Raw genomic sequence first — 18,509 nt, 5'->3', positions numbered from 1 at the left:
GAGCCCATGACCCGTACCATGACCAGCAGCCTGTTTTTCGCCGCCGCGATCGCCGTCGCCCAGTCGGGCTGTATGGGCGCGCCGGCCGAAGGCCTCGGCCCCACGCCCATCAACCCCACATCGCGCTTCGCCCTGCAGGTCGAGCCGGGCGTCGATCGGGTGGCACTGGCTGTGCACGAGACGGGTCTGTCGGAAAATCAGGCCTTGGCCTTGCGCGACATGGTTAATCGCTTCGCCGCCGAGGGCGCGCCCTTGCTGACGATCGAGGCGCCGTCGGGCGACGACCCTGTGGCCTCGGCCGCCGCCTGGAGCATCAAGGGTGCACTGGAGGCGGCGGGCGTGCCCGCCTATCAGGTCAGGATCGTGACCTATTTTGCACCGGACCCCCGGGCGCCGGTGCTGGTCGGGTTCGACACCGTCCGCGCCGTGGTGCCCCAGTGCGGCCAATCGTGGACCAATCTCGCACGGACCGGCAACAACGCCGGCAGTGCGAACTTCGGCTGCGCGGTCAACGCCAACCTCGCGGCCCAGATCGCCAATCCGCGCGACATCGTGACGCCGCGAACCATGACTCCGGCCGACGCGACGCGACGCTCGGTGGTCATCGACCACTACCGCGCGGGCGAACAGGCGGCGGCGGTGCGTGAGACGCTAGTGGATCGCGGACGCGTCTCGAATGCGGTGGACTGACGCGACATGACCAATGCCTCCGCCTCCCGCCCTTTTGACGACCTCGACGACGAGTTCGACGCCGATCTCGACTTCATGCCGGCCGCCGCGCCGTCGCCGGACGCCGATATCAATCCGCGCGAGCCGTTGCAGTTTACCGCTCCGGCCGGCGCTCCGCCTCCTGCAGGGGCGGTCGTGGCCCATCCCGGCCTGCCGATGGCTTCGGGACCCGGCCCCGCGCCGGGCTACAACCCGGTCGGCGAACTGGTGGCCGGCGCCTCCGCCGCCTTCGCGCCCCAGTTCTCCGGGCTGCAGAACGAGGTCACGGTTCCGCGCATCGCCATCCACGTCTTCGCCGAGCGTCAGGACACCCTGGCCGCCGCAGAGCGCGCCGGCCAGGACCGGCGCATGTCCCGCGCCACGACCCAGATCCGAGTCGGCGGCATCCCGGGCGCCCTGGACGCCTATTCGCACGAGCCGACGCCGCCCCTGATCATCGTCGAATGCCTCGAGGATCCCCAGGCCCTGCTGTGGCAGGTCGACCGCCTGGCCGAGGTGTGCGACGCGGGCACCAAGGTCGTCGTTATCGGCGCGACCAACGACATCATCCTGTTCCGCGAGCTGATGAAGCGGGGCGTCAGCGAATATCTGGTCGCCCCGGTCCAGCCGTTGCAACTGATCGCCGCGATCGGCGGGCTTTTCTCCGACCCCGCCCAGCCGTTCGTCGGTCGCTCGATCGCCTTCGTCGGCGCGCGAGGCGGGGCGGGGGCTTCGTCCGTGGCGCACAACACCGCCTATGCGATGTCGGAGCGGATCGGGGCCAACACGGTCATCGTCGACTACGACCTGCCGTTCGGCACCGCCGGCCTCGACTTCAACCAGGACCCGCTGTCGGGCGTGGCCGACGCCCTGGGCCAGCCCGACCGGCTGGACGCCGTTCTGCTTGACCGGATGATGGTCCGCTGCACCGACAAGCTGTCGCTGTTCGCTGCGCCCGCGACCCTGGACACGGACTGGGACATCTCGCCCGACGCCTTCGAGGAAGTCACCGCCCGGATCCGCGGCACCGCGCCCTTCGTGGTCCTGGACCTGCCGCACATCTGGACCGGCTGGATGCGCAAGACCCTGATCTCGGCCGATGAGGTCGTGGTCGTGGCGACGCCGGATCTGGCCAGCCTGCGCAACGCAAAGAACATAATCGACCTGATCCGTTCGGGTCGTCCGAACGACGCGCCGCCCCGGCTGGTGCTGAATCAGGTCGGCGTTCCGGGCCGCCCGGAAATCCCGGCAAAGGACTTCGGCGCGGCCCTCGGCATCCATCCCAGCCTGTCGATTCCGTTCGACGCCAAGCTGTTCGGCATGGCGGCCAACAATGGCCAGATGATTCTCGACGCTGGGGCCAGGTCCAAGGCGGCCGAGGCCTTCCAGACCCTGGCCCAGATCGTCTCGCGCCGCGAATTGCCGATGATCGCGGGGCCCGGCAAGGCGCCGAAAGGCGAACAGAAGTCGATGTTCTCCGGCCTGTTCAAGAAGAAGACCTGACGGGTGTTCGGAAAGCGTACATCCCAGCCCGGCGGGGTAGCGACCCAGCCCCGGCCCGCGCCTGCGCCCCAGCCGGCCGAGGCGTTCGATGACGCCTTGCCGCCCCAACCGGACCAGGGCCAGCAGACCCAGGCCTTCGCCTATTCCGCCGATGCCCCGCCGGCGGAGACCGGGTTCGCCCACACCTCCGGACGGGCGGCATCCGCCCCGCCGTCGCCCGCCGCCGATCGTCTTGATGCGCTGGCCGCGCGGCCCAGGCCGGCCGCCGCGCCGCCGCCGAACGCCGGACCCGGCCCCAAGGCGACCCCCGGCTTCGAACAGCTGAAGAAGGCCCAGGCGGTCGCCGAGATCGTCCGCGAGCAGAGCGACTACTACCACGCCACGAAGACGACGATCTTCAACGCGCTGATGAATACCATCGACCTGGCCCAGCTGGCGCAACTCGATACCAAGGCCGCGTCGGAAGAGATCCGCGACATCGTCGCCGAGCTGGTGGCGATCAAGAACGTCTCCATGTCGGTGGCCGAACAGGAGCACCTGGTCCAGGACATCGTCAACGACGTCCTGGGTTACGGTCCGCTGGAGCCGCTGCTGGGCCGCGACGACATTGCCGACATCATGGTCAACGGCGCCGGCCGGGTGTTCATCGAGGTCAACGGCAAGGTCCAGCTGACCAACGTCCGCTTCCGCGACAACACCCAGCTGATGAACATCTGCCAGCGGATCGTGAGCCAGGTCGGCCGCCGCGTGGACGAGAGCTCCCCGATCTGCGACGCTCGCCTCCCGGACGGCAGCCGCGTCAACGTCATCGCCCCGCCGCTGGCCATCGACGGCCCGACGCTGACGATCCGGAAGTTCAAAAAAGACAAGCTGACGATGAAGAACCTGGTGGAGTACGCCTCCATCAGCCCGGAAGGGGCCCGTGTCCTGGGCGTCATCGGCGCCTGCCGCTGCAACATCGTCATCTCGGGCGGGACGGGTTCGGGCAAGACGACACTGCTCAACACCCTGACCGCCTTCATCGACCCGACAGAGCGGGTTATCACCTGCGAGGACGCCGCCGAACTGCAGCTGCAGCAGCCGCACGTGGTGCGTCTGGAGACCCGGCCGCCCAACCTGGAAGGCCAGGGCATGATCACCATGCGCGACCTGGTGAAGAACTGCCTGCGGATGCGCCCGGAACGGATCATCGTCGGCGAGGTCCGTGGTCCGGAAGCCTTCGACCTGCTGCAGGCGATGAATACCGGCCACGACGGCTCCATGGGCACGCTGCACGCCAACTCCCCGCGCGAAGCCATCAGCCGGATGGAATCGATGATCACCATGGGCGGCTACGGCCTGCCGTCCAAGACCATCCGTGAGATGATCGTCGGCTCGGTCGACGTCATCATCCAGGCCGCGCGCCTGCGCGACGGCTCGCGCCGCATCACCCACATCACCGAGGTGGTGGGGCTGGAAGGCGACGTCATCGTGACCCAGGACCTGTTCGTCTACGAGATCACCGGCGAGGACGAGAACGGCAAGATCGTCGGCCGTCACCGTTCGACCGGCATCGCCCGCCCCCGCTTCTGGGACCGGGCCCGCTATTACGGCCTTGAGCGCGAGCTGGCGGAAGCCCTCGACGCGGCGGAGTAGGCGGCCATGCTTCCCATCCTCGCAGCCGTCCTGGCCTTCATCACCATCGGCGGCCTCGGCTGGGCCTTCGTCGGCGGCGATGATTCCAGCGCCCAGGCCCTGAAGCGCGCTGAAGGATTCACCTCTCCCTCGGCGCGCAACGCCCGCGCCAAAGCCGCGAAGGCGGAGGCCAATACGCCCGAAGCCCGACGCAAGGCCATCGAGCTTCAACTCAAGGAGGCCGACCGCCAGGAGCGCAAGGCCCGCATGACGATGGCGGCCAAACTGAAGCACGCCGGCCTGGCCCTGACGATCAGGACCTTCACGATCATCAGCGTCGCCGCCGGGGTCATCGTCTTCCTGCTGGCGCTCCTGTTCGGGCCGAACGTCTTCGTCGCTCTGGGCGCGGGCCTGGTCGCCGGTCTGGGCCTGCCGCGCTGGGTCGTCGGCTTCATCGGCAAGAGCCGGATGAAGAAGTTCGCAGCCGAATTCCCCAACGCCGTCGACGTTATCGTGCGCGGCATCAAGACCGGCCTGCCGGTGCACGACTGTTTCAAGATCATCGCCAGGGAGAGCCCCGCGCCGCTCGGTCCCGAATTCCAGAAGCTGGTCGAGGGGCTGGGCGTCGGCCTGACGCTCGCCCAGGCCCTGGACCGGATGTACGAGCGGATACCGACGCCGGAGCTGAAGTTCTTCGCCATCGTCATCGCCATCCAGCAGAAGACCGGCGGCAACCTGGCCGAGGCGCTGGGCAACCTTTCGACCGTGCTGCGTGCGCGCCGGATGATGGGCGAAAAGATCAAGGCCCTGTCGTCCGAGGCGGTGGCCTCGGCGGGCATCATCGGCTCCATGCCGCCCGTGGTCATGATCCTCGTCTCGATCACGACGCCCAGCTACATGCTGCTGATGTTCACCGACTTCCGCGGCCAGATCATGCTGCTGTGCGGAGCCACCTGGATGGCGATCGGCATTTTCGTGATGAAGCGCATGATCTCGTTCAAGTTCTAGGAGGGCGAGATGGAATCCATCATGCGCGCCATCGTCGAGCCGGTGAACCTCATCAGCCTGGCGGTCGCCGTGCTGGTCTTCGCCACCATCCTGACCCTGCTGGGCGGAATGGGCAGCGGCGTGGCCCTGGAAAGAAGGATGAAGGCGGTCGCCGTGCGCCGCGACGAGCTGAAGCGCCGGTCGCGTCAGGCCATCGCCGGCGGGCAGGGCGGTCTGCGCCATACCGACGACGGCTTCAAGAAGCGGGTCGTCGACCGGCTGAACCTGACCAAGATGCTGGAGGACCCCAAGGTCGTCGAGCAGATGGCCCAGGCCGGCTTCCGCGGGCCGCGGCCGCTGACGACCTTCTATTTCTTCCGCTTCGCCTCGCCCTTCGTCGGCTTCCTGCTGGCGGGGGTCTACATCTTCTTCATCAACGACTTCGGCCAGCCGTTGATGGTCAAGGTGGCGATCGTGATGGCGGGCGCCATGGCCGGGTTCTACGCCCCGAACATGTTCCTCCAGAACGTGATCGCCAAGCGCAAGACGTCGATCATGCAGGCCTTTCCCGACGCGCTCGACCTGATGCTGATCTGCGTCGAGGCGGGGATGTCGATCGAGTCCGCGATCGTGAAGGTGGCCCAGGAGATCGGCACCACCTCCATAGCCCTGGCCGAGGAACTCAGCCTGCTGTCCGCCGAGCTCAGCTACCTGCCCGAACGCCGCATGGCCTATGAGGGCCTGGCCAAACGCACCAACCATCCGGGCGTCCGCGCCGTCGCCACGGCAATGGTCCAGGCCGAACAGTACGGCACGCCTCTCGGGTCCGCGCTGCGGACCATGGCCAAGGAAAACCGGGATCTGCGCCTGTCGGCGGCGGAGAAGAAGGCTGCGGCCCTGCCGGCCCAGCTGACGGTGCCAATGATCCTGTTCTTCCTGCCGGTGCTGTTCACCGTCATCCTGGGTCCGGCCATCATCAAGATCCAGGACACCATGGCCTCGAATGCGGCCAGGGACGTGCCCCGCGCCGAGCAGAGCGCGGAGAAGTAGGTCCGCCTACAGGCTGTCGACCTTCAGCTTCAATGCCTCGCCGATGGCTTCGCAGGCGGTGCGGATCGTCTTCTTGTGCTTGTCGTGGAAGCCTTCGCCGCGGAAGCCGGAGAAGATGAAGCCGTTGGCGATGATGCAGCTGCCGGGCTCGAGCTCCTCGATCTCGTAGTAGCGGACCACGTTGAACAGCCAGCCGCGCTTCTCGGTCCAGACCAGTTGGGCGTTCGGCTGCCAGTCGGCGACGCGACCGGTGACCTGACGCTTCGGCTGGCCTTCGATGCGTTCCGTCAGATTGATCACGCCGCCGAAGGCGATGGTTCCGCTGACGCCTGTCTCTATCGGGTTCCACTGGTCCCAGCCCGGCAGGTCGGCGATGACCTCCCAGATCCTGTCGGAAGGGGCGCGGACGCCGACGCGTTTCTCGATCTTGAAGTTCATGGTCGTGATTTCGCAAGCCTCCCGCCCGGACGCAAGGCTAACGGTTGCCCTCCGGCCCCGGCTGTGAGGCGGGCGGCGCGTCGGGCGGGGGGTTGTCCTCGACGCCCGGGGTCGGATCGTAGCGCAGCACCGGGCTGAGGTAGGCCAGGGCGACGCCCGCCGCCAGCAAGGCTGCGTTGGCTGCGAACGGCGCCCACTCGACCAGCTCGTACAGCGCTACCCCGACGACCGGCGGCACCAGGAAACTGAGCCCCGCCAGCGACATCATCAGCCCGGCGATGGCCCCCTGCTCGTGCGGCCCCACCGCGATCGAGGCGCCCGCAGTGAAGCCCGGCCGGGCGAAACCGACGCCCATCGACACCACGGCATAGCCGACGACGACGCCGAAATAGGCCGGGGCCGCGATCGTCATCAGGTTGCCGACCAGGGCCAGGATCGCCCCCCAACGCATCAGCTGGAGCGGCTGCATCTTGAGCAGGGGGATCAGTCCCCATTGCACCATCAGGGTCGCCAGGGCGCCCGCGAACATGGCCAGACCGATGAAGGGCTGGGCCTGGCGGGCCTCCATTCCGGTGGCCGCGAACTCGTCGATGATGTGGAAACCCAGGACCGAGATATTGACCGCCTGGGCCCCCGTGATGAAGAGGCCGAACAGCAGGAAGTCGCGCACACGCGGGTCGCGCCACAGGCCCCTGGCGGCGCCGCCGCGTCGCCCGCTGGGCGAGGGGGTGCGGATCACCTCGCCGCTCGGGAGCTTGAACCAGACGACCAGCAGCACGACCACGCCGACGAGGGCATAGACGTACATCGGTCCCGCCAGCCCCACGAGCGGCAGGATGAAGAAGGGCGACAGCACCGGCCCGATCACCGTGCCCAGGCCCTGGGCCGAGGCCAGCAGAGACATGGCCTGGGTTCGCTGCTCCGGGGTGGTGCGGTCGGCGACATAGGCCTGGGAGGCAATGGGAGATGCGGAGCCGAACACGCCGTAGATGGTCCGCGCCGTCGCCATCAGGATGAAGGCGACGCCGGCGCCCAGCCAGCCCTCGATGCCGGAGGTCGCCGCCAGCCCGAAGCCGGTCATCGAGACGACGAAGCCTGTCAGGCCGATCAGGATGACCTTCTTGCGCCCGATACTGTCCGACCAGCGCGCCCAGAACGGCGAGGTCAACGTCCACATCAGGGCCGAGATGGCGAAGGCGCCGGCGACCAGGGTGTCGGCCAGATGGAACTCGCGCCCGATCGCCGGCAGCACCGACTGCAGCCCCATGTTCCCCGCCGTCGCGATCAGGCTGACGACGAACAGGATCATGAAGGCGGGAGAGCGAGGCGACATTCGAGATGCATAGCCTAATCCTCCCCCATCGGGGGAGGGGGACCACGAAGTGGTGGAGGGGGCTGGCCCCAGGCGGCGTCGCTTGCGACGAGCCCCCTCCGTCTCTGCGCTTCGCTTCAAGCCACCTCCCCCGATGGGGGAGAATTGGGCGATGCCGTCCGATTGCCGCGAGACTTCGGGCGACGCTTCAATCACGTTCGCATTGAACGGGGAGACGGACATGGCCACCATTCACATCGAGCGGGTCATCGAGGCGTCGGCGGACTTCGTCTGGGACCGGCTGCGCGATTTCGGGGCGCTGCACACCCGGGTTGCGCCGGGTTTCATCCTGGACACGCTGGTCGAGGGCGACGTCCGCACCGTCACCTTCGACGGCGGCCTGGTCATGCGCGAGCGGCTGATCGCCATCGACGACGACCATCGCCGCATCGTCTATTCGATCCTCGCTGATCTGTTCGAACACCACAGCGCCTCGAATACCGTCGTGCCTGAAGGCGAGGACCGATGCCGGTTCGTCTGGGTCGTCGATTTCCTGCCGGCGGAGCCCAAGGCGCGCATCGAAGGCATGATGAACGCGGGCGCCGACGCAATCAAAGCCGCGATGGAGAAGGCGGCGGGCTAATGGCTCAATTCCTTCTCCCCTTGCGGGAGAAGGTGGCAGCCGAAGGCTGACGGATGAGGGGTCACGCGGGCGGCTGGACCAGGGCGGGCTTGCTGGTCCAGGTCGGTGGGACCCGTCACCCGACCGCGCAAGAACGACGGCTACGCCGCCGTGCGCGATCTTCCTCTCCCACAAGGGGAGAGGGCTCACTAAACCACCGTCAGCGTCGGCTTCAATCGTCGCCCGTCATCCAGTCCCAGCCGCGCCTTGACCTCGAACAGGTCGGCGCCGACCGGGACGATCAGCAGGGCCTTGGGGTTCGCCGCGTTGATGGCGACCACCGCATTCTTCGGACAGACATCGAAACAGGCCGTCTCGATCACGGCCAGCTCCGCCTTGCGCCCCTTGCCGTCGCCGGGCCTCAGATACTTCTTCAGCGCCTTCTTCAGGCTCTTGTCGCCGTGCGGGCCGAAGCCGCCGTCGAGCTTCTTCTGGCATTTCTTGCAGACCAGGACGACGTCGCGCCATTTCGTCCTGGAGGTCTTGATGGCCATGACCTGATGTCGGTCAACGAGCGGCGTGACGCAAGGCGCTTGCGTCGGCGGGCGCGACACCGTCATCATCCCGCACCTTCCCGGGAGCTTTCATGATCCGTATCGCCGCGCACTCCGTTTTCTGGGCCGCCGCCCTCACGCTCCTCGCGGCTCCCGCCTTCGCCCAGACCGTGCCCGCCGCCGACATCGCGACGGCGGCGCAAGGGATCGAGGCGGATGTCATCGCCTGGCGCCGCGACCTGCATGCCCATCCGGAGCTCGGCCTGGCCGAGACCCGCACCGCCGCCTTCGTCGCCGAACACCTGCGCGAGATGGGGATGGAGGTGCGCGAGGGCGTGGGACGCACCGGCGTCGTCGGCGTCCTGCGCGGGACGGGATCCGGGCCGCAGCACGTCGTCGCCCTGCGCGCCGACATGGATGCCCTGCCCGTGCTGGAAGCGACGGGTCTTCCGTTCGCCTCGACCGCGACGGGGACCTATCAGGGCCAGACTGTGCCGGTGGCCCACGCCTGCGGTCACGACGCCCACATCGCCATGCTGCTGGGCGCTGCGCGCGTGCTGAGCGGGATGAAAGACCGGTTCTCGGGGACCGTCGTCTTCCTCTTCCAGCCGGCGGAGGAGGGGGTGCCTCCGGGAGAGCCGCTGGGCGGCGCCCGGCTGATGATCCAGGACGGGGCTCTGGAGAACCCGAAGGTCGAGGCCATCTTCGGCCTGCATGTCGTGCCGGGCCGGGCGGGGACGGTCTTCTATCGACCGCAGGGCTTCATGGCCGCGTCGGACCGGGTCGACATCACCCTGCATGGGCGCCAGACGCACGGCGCCTGGCCGTGGCGCGGCGTCGACGTCATCGCCGTGGCGGGACAGGTGATCCAGACGGTGAACACCCTGACGGCCCGGACCATCGATCCGACGGCCACGCCGACCGTCTTCACCATCGCCACGGTCCAGGCGGGCGTCCGCTACAACATCATTCCGGACGAGGCGGTGATGTCGGGCACGCTGCGCACCTTCGACGTGGCCCAGCGCGACGATCTGGTGAAGCGGGCCGAGGCCGCCATCGACCACGTCGCCGAAGCCTATGGCGCGACCGCCGACTTCTCGATCCGCCAGAACGCCGCCCTGGTGTTCAACAATGAAGAGCTGTCCGCCTGGCTGGCCCCGGTCCTGACCGAGGCTGCGGGCGAGGGCAACGTCAACCCGGCGGCGCCGCCGACGACGGTGGCGGAGGACTTCTCCTACTTCCAGAACGAGGTCCCGGGCGTCTTCTACCACCTTGGCGGGACCGCCGACGGCGTCGATCCGGCGACGGCCGCGCCGAACCACTCGCCCCGGTTCGACGTCAACGAGGATGTGCTGGTGCTCGGTGTGAAAACCCATGCCCTCTCGGCCCTGCGCTTCCTGGAACGGGAATAGGGTCAACGGCGCGTTCGCCACCTTCGTGCACAATCGTTCAACGAACCGGGCGCAACCTCCGTGGGTCACGCCGGAGAGCGACCATGAGGATCCTGAACTTCCATCTTCCCGCCATCGAGCCGATGCCTCGACGCCAGCTCTGGCGAGAGACCGGCTTCTTCCTCGCCTCCTTCCTCGCGACGATGGGCGGCGTGGTGGTGATGATGAATCACGCGGCGGCGGTCCTCGCCTGAAGCTTGACCTGCGGCGCAGGGGCGGCGAGGGGAGGCCAATGACCTCCTCCGACACCGAACTGGAACGCTTCAAGGCCGCGCGCGACACGGCGATCCATCGCCTGAACCTGATCCAGCAGGGCGCGCAGATCCTCTATGAGGACGGTACGCCCGTTGATATGGCGTCGGAAAAGGCGCGACTTGAGGCTTCGGTCGCCGACATGGACCGCCGTATCGCCCGATTGGCGCTGATGGCTGCGACGCCGACCGGGTCGCTGAACTAGCCGGCCAGAACCGCCTTGATGACCCGGCGATAGGTCGCGGTCAGGGCTTCGAGCTCGGCGACCGGAACCCGCTCGTCGACCTGATGCATGGTCTGGCCGACGAGGCCCAGCTCAAGGACCGGACACAGGACGCGGATGAAACGGGCGTCCGACGTGCCGCCCGTGGTGGAGGCTTCCGGGCGCACGCCGGTCGAGGCCTCCACCGCGTCCTGCACCGCCGTCACAAACGGGCCGTGCGGCGTCAGAAAGGCCTCGCCCGAGCACATGTGGTCCAGGGTGATCTGCAGGCCGGTTTCGGCCTGGACCCGCCCCGCCTCGCGGTTCAGCCAGTCGATCAGGCCGTCGCCGGTCTGGGCCGGGTTGAAGCGGATATTGAGCCGCGCGCGGGCCTCCGCCGGGATGACGTTCGTCGCCGGATTGGCGATGTCGATGGTGGTGATCTCCAGGTTCGACGGCTGGAAGGCTTCGTAGCCCGTGTCGAGCACATGGGCGTCGAGCGCGGCCAGCAGGCGCACCAGCACGGGGGCCGGATTGGCGGCCCGGGCAGGATAGGCGACGTGGCCCTGTTTGCCGTGGACGGTGATCCAGGTGTTCAGCGAGCCGCGGCGGCCGATCTTGATCATGTCGCCCAGCTGCTGTTGCGACGACGGTTCGCCGACGACGCAGGCGTCGATGACCTCGCCCTCGGCCATCAGGGTTTCGACCACCCGTTTGGTGCCGTGCAGCGCGGGGCCCTCTTCGTCGCCGGTGATGAGGAAGGAGAGGGAGCCTGCCGGTTCGCCCTCGGCCAGGACCTGCGACACGGCGGCGACCCAGGCGGCGATACCGCCCTTCATGTCCACGGCGCCCCTGCCATAGAGGATGCCGTCCCTGACCTCGGCCTCGAACGGGCCGGACGACCAGGCGGCGGCCTCGCCGGTCGGGACGACGTCGGTGTGGCCGGCGAAGCAGAGGTTGGGCGAGCCCGTTCCGCGCCGGGCGTACAGGTTCTCGATCCGCGCCTCCCTGCCCTCGCCGCCCGGCCCCTCGAAGGCCATGCGACGGCAGGTGAAGCCGAGGTCGGTGAGCACGCGTTGAAGGGTGTCCATGGCGCCCGCGTCGGCGGGCGTGACGGACGGCCTGCGGATCAGATCACGGGTCAGTTCGACAGGATCGATGACAGGAGTTGATGCTGCGCCCATACGGCTATGCTTTAGGGAGATCGCGTGCAGCCGGAAAGGGGACCGCCATGCCGAAGATCGACCTCGATGCCGCACCGATCGGTCACGGGACCGCCTATCCGGAAGAGTTCGCCGGGCCCTGCAAGCCGCGCCGTCGCTGGAAGCTGGGTGACGCGGCCGGGCTGGATCAGTTCGGGGTCAACCTGCTGCGGCTTCCGGCCGGGGCCTGGTCGTCGCAGCGCCACTGGCATGCGACCGAGGACGAGTTCGTCTGGGTCCTGTCGGGTGAGGTGGTCCTGATCTAGGAGGACGGCGAGACGGTGCTGAAGGCCGGCGACTGTGCGGGCTTCAAGGCGGGCGTGCCGAACGGCCACAAGATCGAGAACCGGTCGGGCGCCGAGGCGGTTCTGCTGGAAGTCGGGACGCGCGCCCCCGGCGGCGACGGGGCCGACTATCCCGACATCGACATGGTCCTGCCCCTGGGCGCGGACCGTTATTTCCACCGAGACGGAACGCCTTACCCGAAACATGACCGACGCACCTGAGGCGCCCGAGCCGATCACCAAGCCCAACGCCGAGGCTGCGCTGGCCGCCCACGGGACCAATCCCTGGGCCATCAACGATTTCCGTTTGATCTGGCTGGGCCGGCTCGCGGCGGTGCTGGCGATCCAGATCCAGTCCTCGGCCCTGTTGTGGCAGGTCTATGAGATCGCACGCCGCGACCATCCGATCGAACAGGCCAGCCTCTATCTCGGCCTCGTCGGGCTGGCGCAGTTCATCCCCTTGCTGCTGTTGACCCTGCCGGCCGGGGAGATGGCGGACCGGCGCGATCGGAGGGGCACGGTGATCCTCGCCATCCTGGCCGAGGGGACCTGCGCCCTGTCGTTCCTGGCCATGGCGATTCACGGCAATCCGCCGCTGTGGGGACTGCTGGCCGTGGCCGTGGGGTTCGGGGCGTCGCGGGCCTTCCTCGCCCCGGCCAGCCAGGCCTATCTGCCGATGGTGGTCGGGCGCGCCGCCCTGCCGCGCGCCATCGCGGCCCAGTCGATCGCCTTCCAGACCGGGGCCATAGCGGGGCCGGCCCTGGGCGGGGTCATCGTCGGCGTGAACGTGCCGCTGGCCTATGCGGTGTCGCTGGCCCTGTTCGCGGTCGCCCTGATCTGTTTCCTGATCATCAGGACGAGCGGCAAGCCGACGCAGGTCGAGGCCGCGGGCGACCGCTGGGAGGCGGTGAAGGACGGGCTGAAATATGTCTGGAGCACGAAGATCGTGCTGGGAGCGATCTCGCTCGACCTGATCGTGGTGCTGTTTGCCGGCGTGGCCCTGCTGACGCCGATCTTCGCACGCGACATCCTGCATGTCGGACCGGAAGGGTTCGGCCTGCTGAGGGCCTCGTTCGGCGGCGGGGCCTTCCTGATGGCCCTGGTTCTGGCCCGCTATCCGATCCCGGGACGCGGCGGCATGCTGATGTTCGCCTCGGTCGCGGTGTTCGGCGTCTGCACCATCGTCTTCGGCCTGTCGAAGGTCGTCTGGATCTCGGCCGCGGCCCTGTTCATCGGCGGCATGGCGGACATGGTCAGCGTCAACATCCGCCAGACCCTGATCCAGCTGTCGACGCCGGATCACATGCGCGGGCGGGTGTCGTCGGTGTCGATGCTGTTCATCGGCGCGTCGAACGAACTGGGCGAGGCCTATTCCGGGGTGATGGTGCGGTTCCTCGGGCCGATCGGCGCGGCCGTCTTCGGCGGCGTGGGAGCGCTGGCGGCGACGGGCGTGTGGGCGAAACTGTTCCCAAGTCTGCGGAAGGCCGACAAGCTGGTTTGAGCTCGAACGTCTCCCTCCCCCTCGGGGGAGGGTGGTCGGAGCGCAGCGGAGACCGGGTGGGGGCGGCGAGGCAATCCCTGTCGACGGTGTCCGCGTCGCCGGCCCTTCCCACCCCGTCGCTACGCGACGACCCTCCCCCGAGGGGGAGGGAGAGGGCTGGGTCTCACCCCCACGCCCTGAAGTGCTTCGACAGTTTCAGCCCCTGCCGCTGATAGTGGCTGCCGCCCTCGCCGTAGAGGCGTGAGGGGCGTTCGGTCAGCGGTTCATAGACCAGTCGGGCGACGATCTGGCCGTGTTCCAGCAGGAACGGCGTGTCGTGGGTGCGGACCTCCAGCACCCCTTTCGAGCCCGCGCCGTGAGCCTCGTCGGTGCCGAAGCCAGGGTCGAAGAAGCCGGCGTAGTGGACGCGGAATTCGCCGACCGAAGGGTCGATCGGGGTCATCTCGGCGGCCTGCATGACCGGGATCTCGACCGCTTCGTTCGAGGCCAGGATGTAGAACTCGCCCGGGTCCAGCAGCAGTTCACCGCGACGCAGGGTCAGCGGTTCCCAGAAATCCTTCGGGTCGTGGCCGTCGATCTTGTCGAGATCGACGACGCCGGCGTGACGACGGCCGCGGAAGCCGACGATGTCGCCGGTCTGCAGGTCGACGCCGACGCTGCGGGTCTCCAGCTTCGGCGGCTCCCCGGCCTTCAGGCGTAGCTGGTTCAGCCGGGTGCCGGGGCGCACCAGGATGGAGAAGGTCTGAGGCGCGATCTCCAGATACAGCGGTCCTTCGTAGCCCTCGTCGACATCGTCGAACGCGCCGCCACGATCCGTGAGCAGGCGCACGAAGACATCGACGCGGCCGGTCGAGGACTTCGGATTGGCGCGCGCGATCAGGCCCTTGGGCAGGTTCAGCCGTTCCTGAAGCTCGGCGATGTAGACGCAGCCCTTTTCCAGAACGACGCCGTTGCTCATGTCGATCGGGTGCATCTCGACGTCAGCGATCCGCTCGGACACCAGTCGGCGGCCCGGCAGGAAGGAAGCGCGCACGCGCCAGGCGCGGTCGGACAGGCGCAGGTCGAGACTGGCCGGCTGGACCTGGTCGGCGTCCCAGGGCGTGGCCGATCTGATTGCTCCGGCGGCGATCAGGGCCTCGATGGACTGGGCCGGCAGGATGCCCGGCGTGGGGAATTCAAGAGTCATGGAGAACGGCATACACAGGGATTGCCGCCAGAAATAGCGGGTTGGGCGACCACGCTTGCCACGATCCCGGCTCCGGGCGACGATGGGTCATGCATGAGACCGCACCCTATGTGGCTGAAACCCAGGGCGTCATCGTGCGCGTTCGGCCCAGCTATCTGGCCGGCCAGTCCGATCCGGACGAGCGTCGCTGGGTCTGGGCCTACCAGGTGGAGATCGAAAACCACGGCCCCGAGGCGGTGCAGCTGATGGCGCGCCGCTGGGTCATCACCGACGCCACGGGTCATGTCGAGACGGTGCGCGGCCCGGGCGTAGTTGGAGAACAGCCCCTGATCGCGCCGGGCGACAGCTATTCCTATGCGTCCGGATGCCCGCTCCCGACGCCGTCGGGATCGATGGAGGGGGCCTATATGATGACCGACGCCACCGGCCGGTCGTTCGAGGCCGTCATCCCCGCCTTCAGCCTGGACGTGCCGGGCGGTCGGGTTCTGAACTAGTTGTTCCCGAAACGGGAACATGCTAGAGTGTTTGTATGAACGTGGTGGCGCGTCGCACGCTCGTCGAGTTCTGGACCCGGTATCCTCGGGCGATGGGGCCGCTTTCGGCGTGGTATGACATTGCACGAGCCGCAGAATGGCGGACGCCGCAGGAGGTGCGCGACGACTTCAATACTGTCGATTTCGTCGGTGACAACCGGGTCATTTTCGACATCGGCGGCAACAACTATCGGCTGGTGGTCCGGATTTCCTATCCGTTCAAACAGGTGCTGGTGAAGTTTGTCGGAACCCATGCCGAGTATGACCGGATCGATCCGGCGTCGGTCTGAAGAGGAGAGGCGACCATGACCCCCTTCCCCGTTCGCGTCATCCATGATGACGATCAACTGGCCGCCGCCTTGGCCGCCTACGAGGCGTTCTTCGACGCCGAGCCCGAGCCTGGCACGCCGGAGGGGGATCGCTTCGAACTGCTGGGACTTGTGATCGCAGCCTATGAGGAACGCCGCTGGTCGGTCGCCGCCACGAACCCGCTCGAGGTCATTCGTCTTGTGATGGAGGGGCGTGGCTACACCCAGGCCAACTTCGCCGCGCTTCTGGGATCCCGTTCGCGTGCTTCGGAAATTCTGAACGGGCGTCGCGGGCTATCCGTCGAACATATCCGCACCATCAGCGCGGCATGGCGCATCCCGGCGGCGGCTCTGATCGGCACGGCCCAGGCCGCCTAGAACGATGGCGCCGGCAGGGGGGTGGGGGGCTGCGTCAACCCGGATAACCGCAGCCCCGCCCCGGTCTCGCCAGGGACCTGGCGAGGCGGATGCGTCCCCGCTTTCGCGGGGATGACAATCGACGGGTCTCTGCGGAGATGACACTCCGCGCTCAAGCAGTGAGCGACCGCGTCGCGAGCGATAGCGCCCTTAGCTAGATGTAGCGACGCAGGCTGCGGGCCAGCTCTTCCTTGCCGCCGCGCTTCATCTGCGGCTGGTAGGCGACACGGGCGTGTTCCTGGCAGTAGACGCCTTCCGAGGCGCGACGTCCGCAGAAGCTGAACTCGGTCGAGGACGGGTCCCCGATCGGCCATTTGCACATGTGGGCGCCCAGGGTCATCACCGTGGCGGTGCCGGGCATTTCGGCGACGGCCGGCAAGCTGGGGGTCGTCACGACCGGGCGCAGCACGGCCTGTGCCGCCTCGATACGCCGAGGCGCCGACGGCTGGGCCGGGGGCGTGGTGCGCGTACGGGCCGGGCGGAAGGCGGTGGCGGTGCGCGCCGGCTGCGACGGGGTGGCGCGACCCGACAGGCCGAGGCGGTGGACCTTGCCGATGACGGCGTTGCGGGTGACGCCGCCGCCCAGCTGTTTGGCGATCTGCGAGGCGGATTGCCCCTCGAGCCACAGCTTCTTCAGCGCGCCGACGCGATCTTCGGTCCAGCCTGCGGTCATGCCACCCTCCGGGGTACAGTTTTGATTCAACATTTGGCGCCTGGAGCCCCTCCCGGGTCTCGTCAGCCACCACTAATCGTAAACGAGACCTTAACAGACGCAAGATGTGCGAATCAGTCGTCCACAGGAACTACATCTTGAATCGGTGTTCGCTGAGCTGTCGCAAGCGCCGCGATACGGAACAGGCGTGGTCAGGCCGGGTTCAGGCTGCATGACCGATACGCCTGCCGCCGACCCGCCGATCACACGCAAGCCTTTGGCTCCATTGGCTGGGCATGGCTGCGTTCGGGTCGTGGATCCGCCGGAGATCGCTATCACGATGACGCCGGACGCTGCCGAGATTTCGGGCCTGCGCCTGATCGCCGAGGCGGACCAGGCGCGGCGCAGGGTTAACCCCCTCGCCTGAGCCCTTGCGTGTCGTGTCACGCGGCCGCATCTGACGGACCATGACCGATCTCGCCTCCACCCGACCCTCCTGCCTGCCGACCCCGCGCCACTACGCCGGGGTCAACTGGATCGGGGTGCAGACCCTGTACCTGCGCGAGGTCCGGCGCTTCTGGAAGGTCGGAGCCCAGACGGTCGCCGCCCCGGTGGTGACGACCCTGCTCTATATGCTGGTCTTCGTCGTGGCGCTGAAGGGCGCGCGGCCGCCGTTGCACGGCACCCCCTTCGCCGAGTTCGTGGCGCCGGGCCTGATCATGATGGCGATCCTGAACAACGCCTTCGCCAACGCCTCCTCAAGCCTCATCCAGGCCAAGATCATGGGCACCTCGACCGACTTCCTGACGCCCCCGCTGAGCCCGCTGGAGCTGACGATCGGCTTTTCGCTCGGCGCCGCGACCCGGGGCATCGTGGTCGGCCTGGTCACGGCGATCTGCGTCATGCCGTTCGCCAAGCTTGGGGTGACCCATATCGCGGCCATCCTGTATTTCAGCCTGATCGCCTCGCTGTTGATGGGGATGGTCGGCGTCCTCGCCGGTCTGTGGTCCGAGAAGTTCGATCAGCTGTCTGCGGTCCAGAATTTCGTCGTCCTGCCGATGACCTTCCTGTCGGGCGCCTTCTATCTGGTCGAGAACCTGCCGCAGCCGTTCGCCGCCATCAGCCACTGGAACCCGTTCTTCTATCTGATCGACGGCTTCCGCTACGGCTTCATCGGCCACGCGGAGGGCAACCTTCTGGTTGGCGTCGTGATGTCGGGCGTCCTGACCGTCGTCATGGCCGGAGCCTGCTGGATGGTGTTCAGGTCCGGCTGGCGGCTGAAGAGCTGACGACGGGCGGTCACCCGCAAAGAGTGCTGGCCGTGCTCCGTGACTGGGCGCTTCGGCTCAAGCGCGACGTGGTGGCGATCTATCTGGCCGGACGCGATCCCAGGGTGGCCTGGCCCATCAAGCTTCTCGCCCTGGCCGTAAGCGCCTATGCGCTGTCCCCCATCGACCTCATCCCCGACTTCATTTCGGTGATCGGGATGGTCGACGACCTGATCCTGGTTCCACTGGGCCTGCTCGCCGTCATCCGCCTCCTGCCCTTCGCGATTCTGGAGGAGCACCGGGCGAGAGCAGTCGAGATGCTGGAGCGCCCGACCAGTCGTGTCGCTGGCGCGCTTATCCTGGCGGTATGGGTTCTGGCAGTCGTGGCCTGTGGCCTGTGGCTCTATCGCCTGCAATGGGATCGTCATGGCTGAGGGGGCCGGTGTTGACTAACCCCCGCCCCCG

At 67.8% G+C, this 18,509-nt stretch carries 22 protein-coding genes and 1 pseudogene; 17 read left to right on the top strand and 6 right to left on the bottom strand.

Annotation, left to right across the window (positions count from 1 at the left end; genetic code table 11):
• Positions 1-6 precede the first annotated feature (6 nt).
• From ACP7A5_RS09745 to ACP7A5_RS09725, 5 genes are read left to right on the top strand one after another with little or no spacing between them, the layout of a single operon-like run.
• Positions 7-690: a CpaD family pilus assembly protein gene (locus tag ACP7A5_RS09745; RefSeq protein WP_426041736.1), complete on the top strand. Its 684-nt coding sequence runs from the start codon at positions 7-9 to the stop codon at positions 688-690.
• 6 nt (positions 691-696) lie between these two features.
• Positions 697-2,211 (top strand): AAA family ATPase, encoded by a 1,515-nt coding sequence (locus ACP7A5_RS09740; protein WP_426041735.1) that lies wholly within the window; start codon positions 697-699, stop codon positions 2,209-2,211.
• Positions 2,212-2,214: 3 nt separating this feature from the next.
• On the top strand, positions 2,215-3,846 hold the full coding sequence (locus ACP7A5_RS09735) for a CpaF family protein (protein WP_426041734.1): 1,632 nt from the start codon (positions 2,215-2,217) through the stop codon (positions 3,844-3,846).
• 6 nt (positions 3,847-3,852) lie between these two features.
• Positions 3,853-4,833: a type II secretion system F family protein gene (locus tag ACP7A5_RS09730; protein WP_426041733.1), complete on the top strand. Its 981-nt coding sequence runs from the start codon at positions 3,853-3,855 to the stop codon at positions 4,831-4,833.
• Between the two features lie 9 nt (positions 4,834-4,842).
• Complete coding sequence (locus ACP7A5_RS09725; RefSeq protein ID WP_426041732.1) at positions 4,843-5,862, top strand: type II secretion system F family protein; 1,020 nt, start codon at positions 4,843-4,845, stop codon at positions 5,860-5,862.
• A gap of 6 nt (positions 5,863-5,868) precedes the next feature.
• Here the strand turns inward: ACP7A5_RS09725 and ACP7A5_RS09720 are convergent, their stop codons facing one another.
• Both ACP7A5_RS09720 and ACP7A5_RS09715 read right to left on the bottom strand, forming a co-directional pair.
• Entirely contained in the window at positions 5,869-6,300 is a 432-nt protein-coding gene (locus ACP7A5_RS09720) for an SRPBCC family protein (RefSeq protein ID WP_426041731.1), read from the bottom strand.
• Positions 6,301-6,337: 37 nt separating this feature from the next.
• Positions 6,338-7,633, bottom strand: coding sequence for an MFS transporter (locus ACP7A5_RS09715; RefSeq protein ID WP_426041730.1), 1,296 nt, complete (start codon positions 7,631-7,633; stop codon positions 6,338-6,340).
• A gap of 220 nt (positions 7,634-7,853) precedes the next feature.
• On the opposite strand from ACP7A5_RS09715, the gene ACP7A5_RS09710 reads away from it, so the two are divergent.
• On the top strand, positions 7,854-8,255 hold the full coding sequence (locus tag ACP7A5_RS09710; protein ID WP_426041729.1) for an SRPBCC family protein: 402 nt from the start codon (positions 7,854-7,856) through the stop codon (positions 8,253-8,255).
• A 188-nt stretch (positions 8,256-8,443) separates the two neighbouring features.
• On the opposite strand, the gene ACP7A5_RS09705 is transcribed toward ACP7A5_RS09710, so the two are convergent.
• On the bottom strand, positions 8,444-8,788 hold the full coding sequence (locus tag ACP7A5_RS09705) for a hypothetical protein (RefSeq protein WP_426041728.1): 345 nt from the start codon (positions 8,786-8,788) through the stop codon (positions 8,444-8,446).
• Between the two features lie 92 nt (positions 8,789-8,880).
• On the opposite strand from ACP7A5_RS09705, the gene ACP7A5_RS09700 reads away from it, so the two are divergent.
• The 3 genes from ACP7A5_RS09700 (at position 8,881) to ACP7A5_RS09690 (ending at position 10,696) form a co-directional block, all read left to right on the top strand.
• Positions 8,881-10,200, top strand: a complete 1,320-nt coding sequence (locus ACP7A5_RS09700) for an amidohydrolase (protein ID WP_426041727.1) — start codon at positions 8,881-8,883, stop codon at positions 10,198-10,200.
• A gap of 83 nt (positions 10,201-10,283) precedes the next feature.
• Positions 10,284-10,433: a hypothetical protein gene (locus ACP7A5_RS09695; protein ID WP_426041726.1), complete on the top strand. Its 150-nt coding sequence runs from the start codon at positions 10,284-10,286 to the stop codon at positions 10,431-10,433.
• A gap of 38 nt (positions 10,434-10,471) precedes the next feature.
• Positions 10,472-10,696 (top strand): hypothetical protein, encoded by a 225-nt coding sequence (locus ACP7A5_RS09690; protein ID WP_426041725.1) that lies wholly within the window; start codon positions 10,472-10,474, stop codon positions 10,694-10,696.
• Here ACP7A5_RS09690 and dapE read toward each other — a convergent pair.
• A complete protein-coding gene (gene dapE, locus ACP7A5_RS09685) occupies positions 10,693-11,877 on the bottom strand; it encodes a succinyl-diaminopimelate desuccinylase (protein WP_426041724.1) in 1,185 nt (394 codons plus the stop codon). The genes ACP7A5_RS09690 and dapE overlap by 4 nt on opposite strands.
• A 47-nt stretch (positions 11,878-11,924) precedes the next feature.
• Between dapE and ACP7A5_RS09680 the strand changes: the two are divergent.
• Together ACP7A5_RS09680 and ACP7A5_RS09675 are read left to right on the top strand one after the other, a co-directional pair.
• Positions 11,925-12,401, top strand: a pseudogene (locus ACP7A5_RS09680) (cupin domain-containing protein).
• Positions 12,385-13,680 carry an MFS transporter gene (locus ACP7A5_RS09675; RefSeq protein ID WP_426041723.1) on the top strand — a complete coding sequence of 432 codons (1,296 nt, stop codon included), beginning with the start codon at positions 12,385-12,387 and terminating at the stop codon, positions 13,678-13,680. The pseudogene ACP7A5_RS09680 and the gene ACP7A5_RS09675 overlap by 17 nt, the downstream one beginning before the upstream one ends.
• 163 nt (positions 13,681-13,843) lie before the next feature.
• Here ACP7A5_RS09675 and ACP7A5_RS09670 read toward each other — a convergent pair whose 3' ends face one another.
• Positions 13,844-14,866, bottom strand: coding sequence for a 2'-deoxycytidine 5'-triphosphate deaminase (locus ACP7A5_RS09670; protein WP_426041722.1), 1,023 nt, complete (start codon positions 14,864-14,866; stop codon positions 13,844-13,846).
• A gap of 89 nt (positions 14,867-14,955) precedes the next feature.
• On the opposite strand from ACP7A5_RS09670, the gene apaG reads away from it, so the two are divergent.
• Genes apaG through ACP7A5_RS09655 form a run of 3 tightly spaced genes read left to right on the top strand, consistent with a single transcriptional unit; the run spans position 14,956 to position 16,085 of the window.
• Entirely contained in the window at positions 14,956-15,360 is a 405-nt protein-coding gene (gene apaG, locus ACP7A5_RS09665) for a Co2+/Mg2+ efflux protein ApaG (RefSeq protein ID WP_426038161.1), read from the top strand.
• A gap of 35 nt (positions 15,361-15,395) precedes the next feature.
• Entirely contained in the window at positions 15,396-15,689 is a 294-nt protein-coding gene (locus ACP7A5_RS09660; protein ID WP_426041721.1) for a type II toxin-antitoxin system HigB family toxin, read from the top strand.
• Between the two features lie 15 nt (positions 15,690-15,704).
• Positions 15,705-16,085, top strand: a complete 381-nt coding sequence (locus ACP7A5_RS09655; protein WP_426041720.1) for a helix-turn-helix domain-containing protein — start codon at positions 15,705-15,707, stop codon at positions 16,083-16,085.
• A gap of 193 nt (positions 16,086-16,278) precedes the next feature.
• On the opposite strand, the gene ACP7A5_RS09650 is transcribed toward ACP7A5_RS09655, so the two are convergent.
• Positions 16,279-16,797 (bottom strand): GcrA family cell cycle regulator, encoded by a 519-nt coding sequence (locus ACP7A5_RS09650; RefSeq protein ID WP_426041719.1) that lies wholly within the window; start codon positions 16,795-16,797, stop codon positions 16,279-16,281.
• A 211-nt stretch (positions 16,798-17,008) separates the two neighbouring features.
• Here ACP7A5_RS09650 and ACP7A5_RS09645 point away from each other — a divergent pair, with 211 nt between their 5' ends.
• The 3 genes from ACP7A5_RS09645 to ACP7A5_RS09635 are packed head-to-tail and all read left to right on the top strand — an operon-like array spanning position 17,009 to position 18,478.
• Positions 17,009-17,203, top strand: coding sequence for a hypothetical protein (locus tag ACP7A5_RS09645; RefSeq protein WP_426041718.1), 195 nt, complete (start codon positions 17,009-17,011; stop codon positions 17,201-17,203).
• 40 nt (positions 17,204-17,243) lie between these two features.
• Complete coding sequence (locus ACP7A5_RS09640) at positions 17,244-18,065, top strand: ABC transporter permease (RefSeq protein ID WP_426041717.1); 822 nt, start codon at positions 17,244-17,246, stop codon at positions 18,063-18,065.
• Between the two features lie 32 nt (positions 18,066-18,097).
• Complete coding sequence (locus ACP7A5_RS09635; RefSeq protein ID WP_426041716.1) at positions 18,098-18,478, top strand: YkvA family protein; 381 nt, start codon at positions 18,098-18,100, stop codon at positions 18,476-18,478.
• Positions 18,479-18,509: the final 31 nt, after the last annotated feature.

Source organism: Brevundimonas sp. TWP2-3-4b1 (assembly GCF_049897665.1).
Lineage (GTDB): Bacteria > Pseudomonadota > Alphaproteobacteria > Caulobacterales > Caulobacteraceae > Brevundimonas > Brevundimonas subvibrioides_B.
Note: the sequence above shows the minus strand (reverse complement) of the source record. Positions and strands in the feature narration are given on the sequence as shown.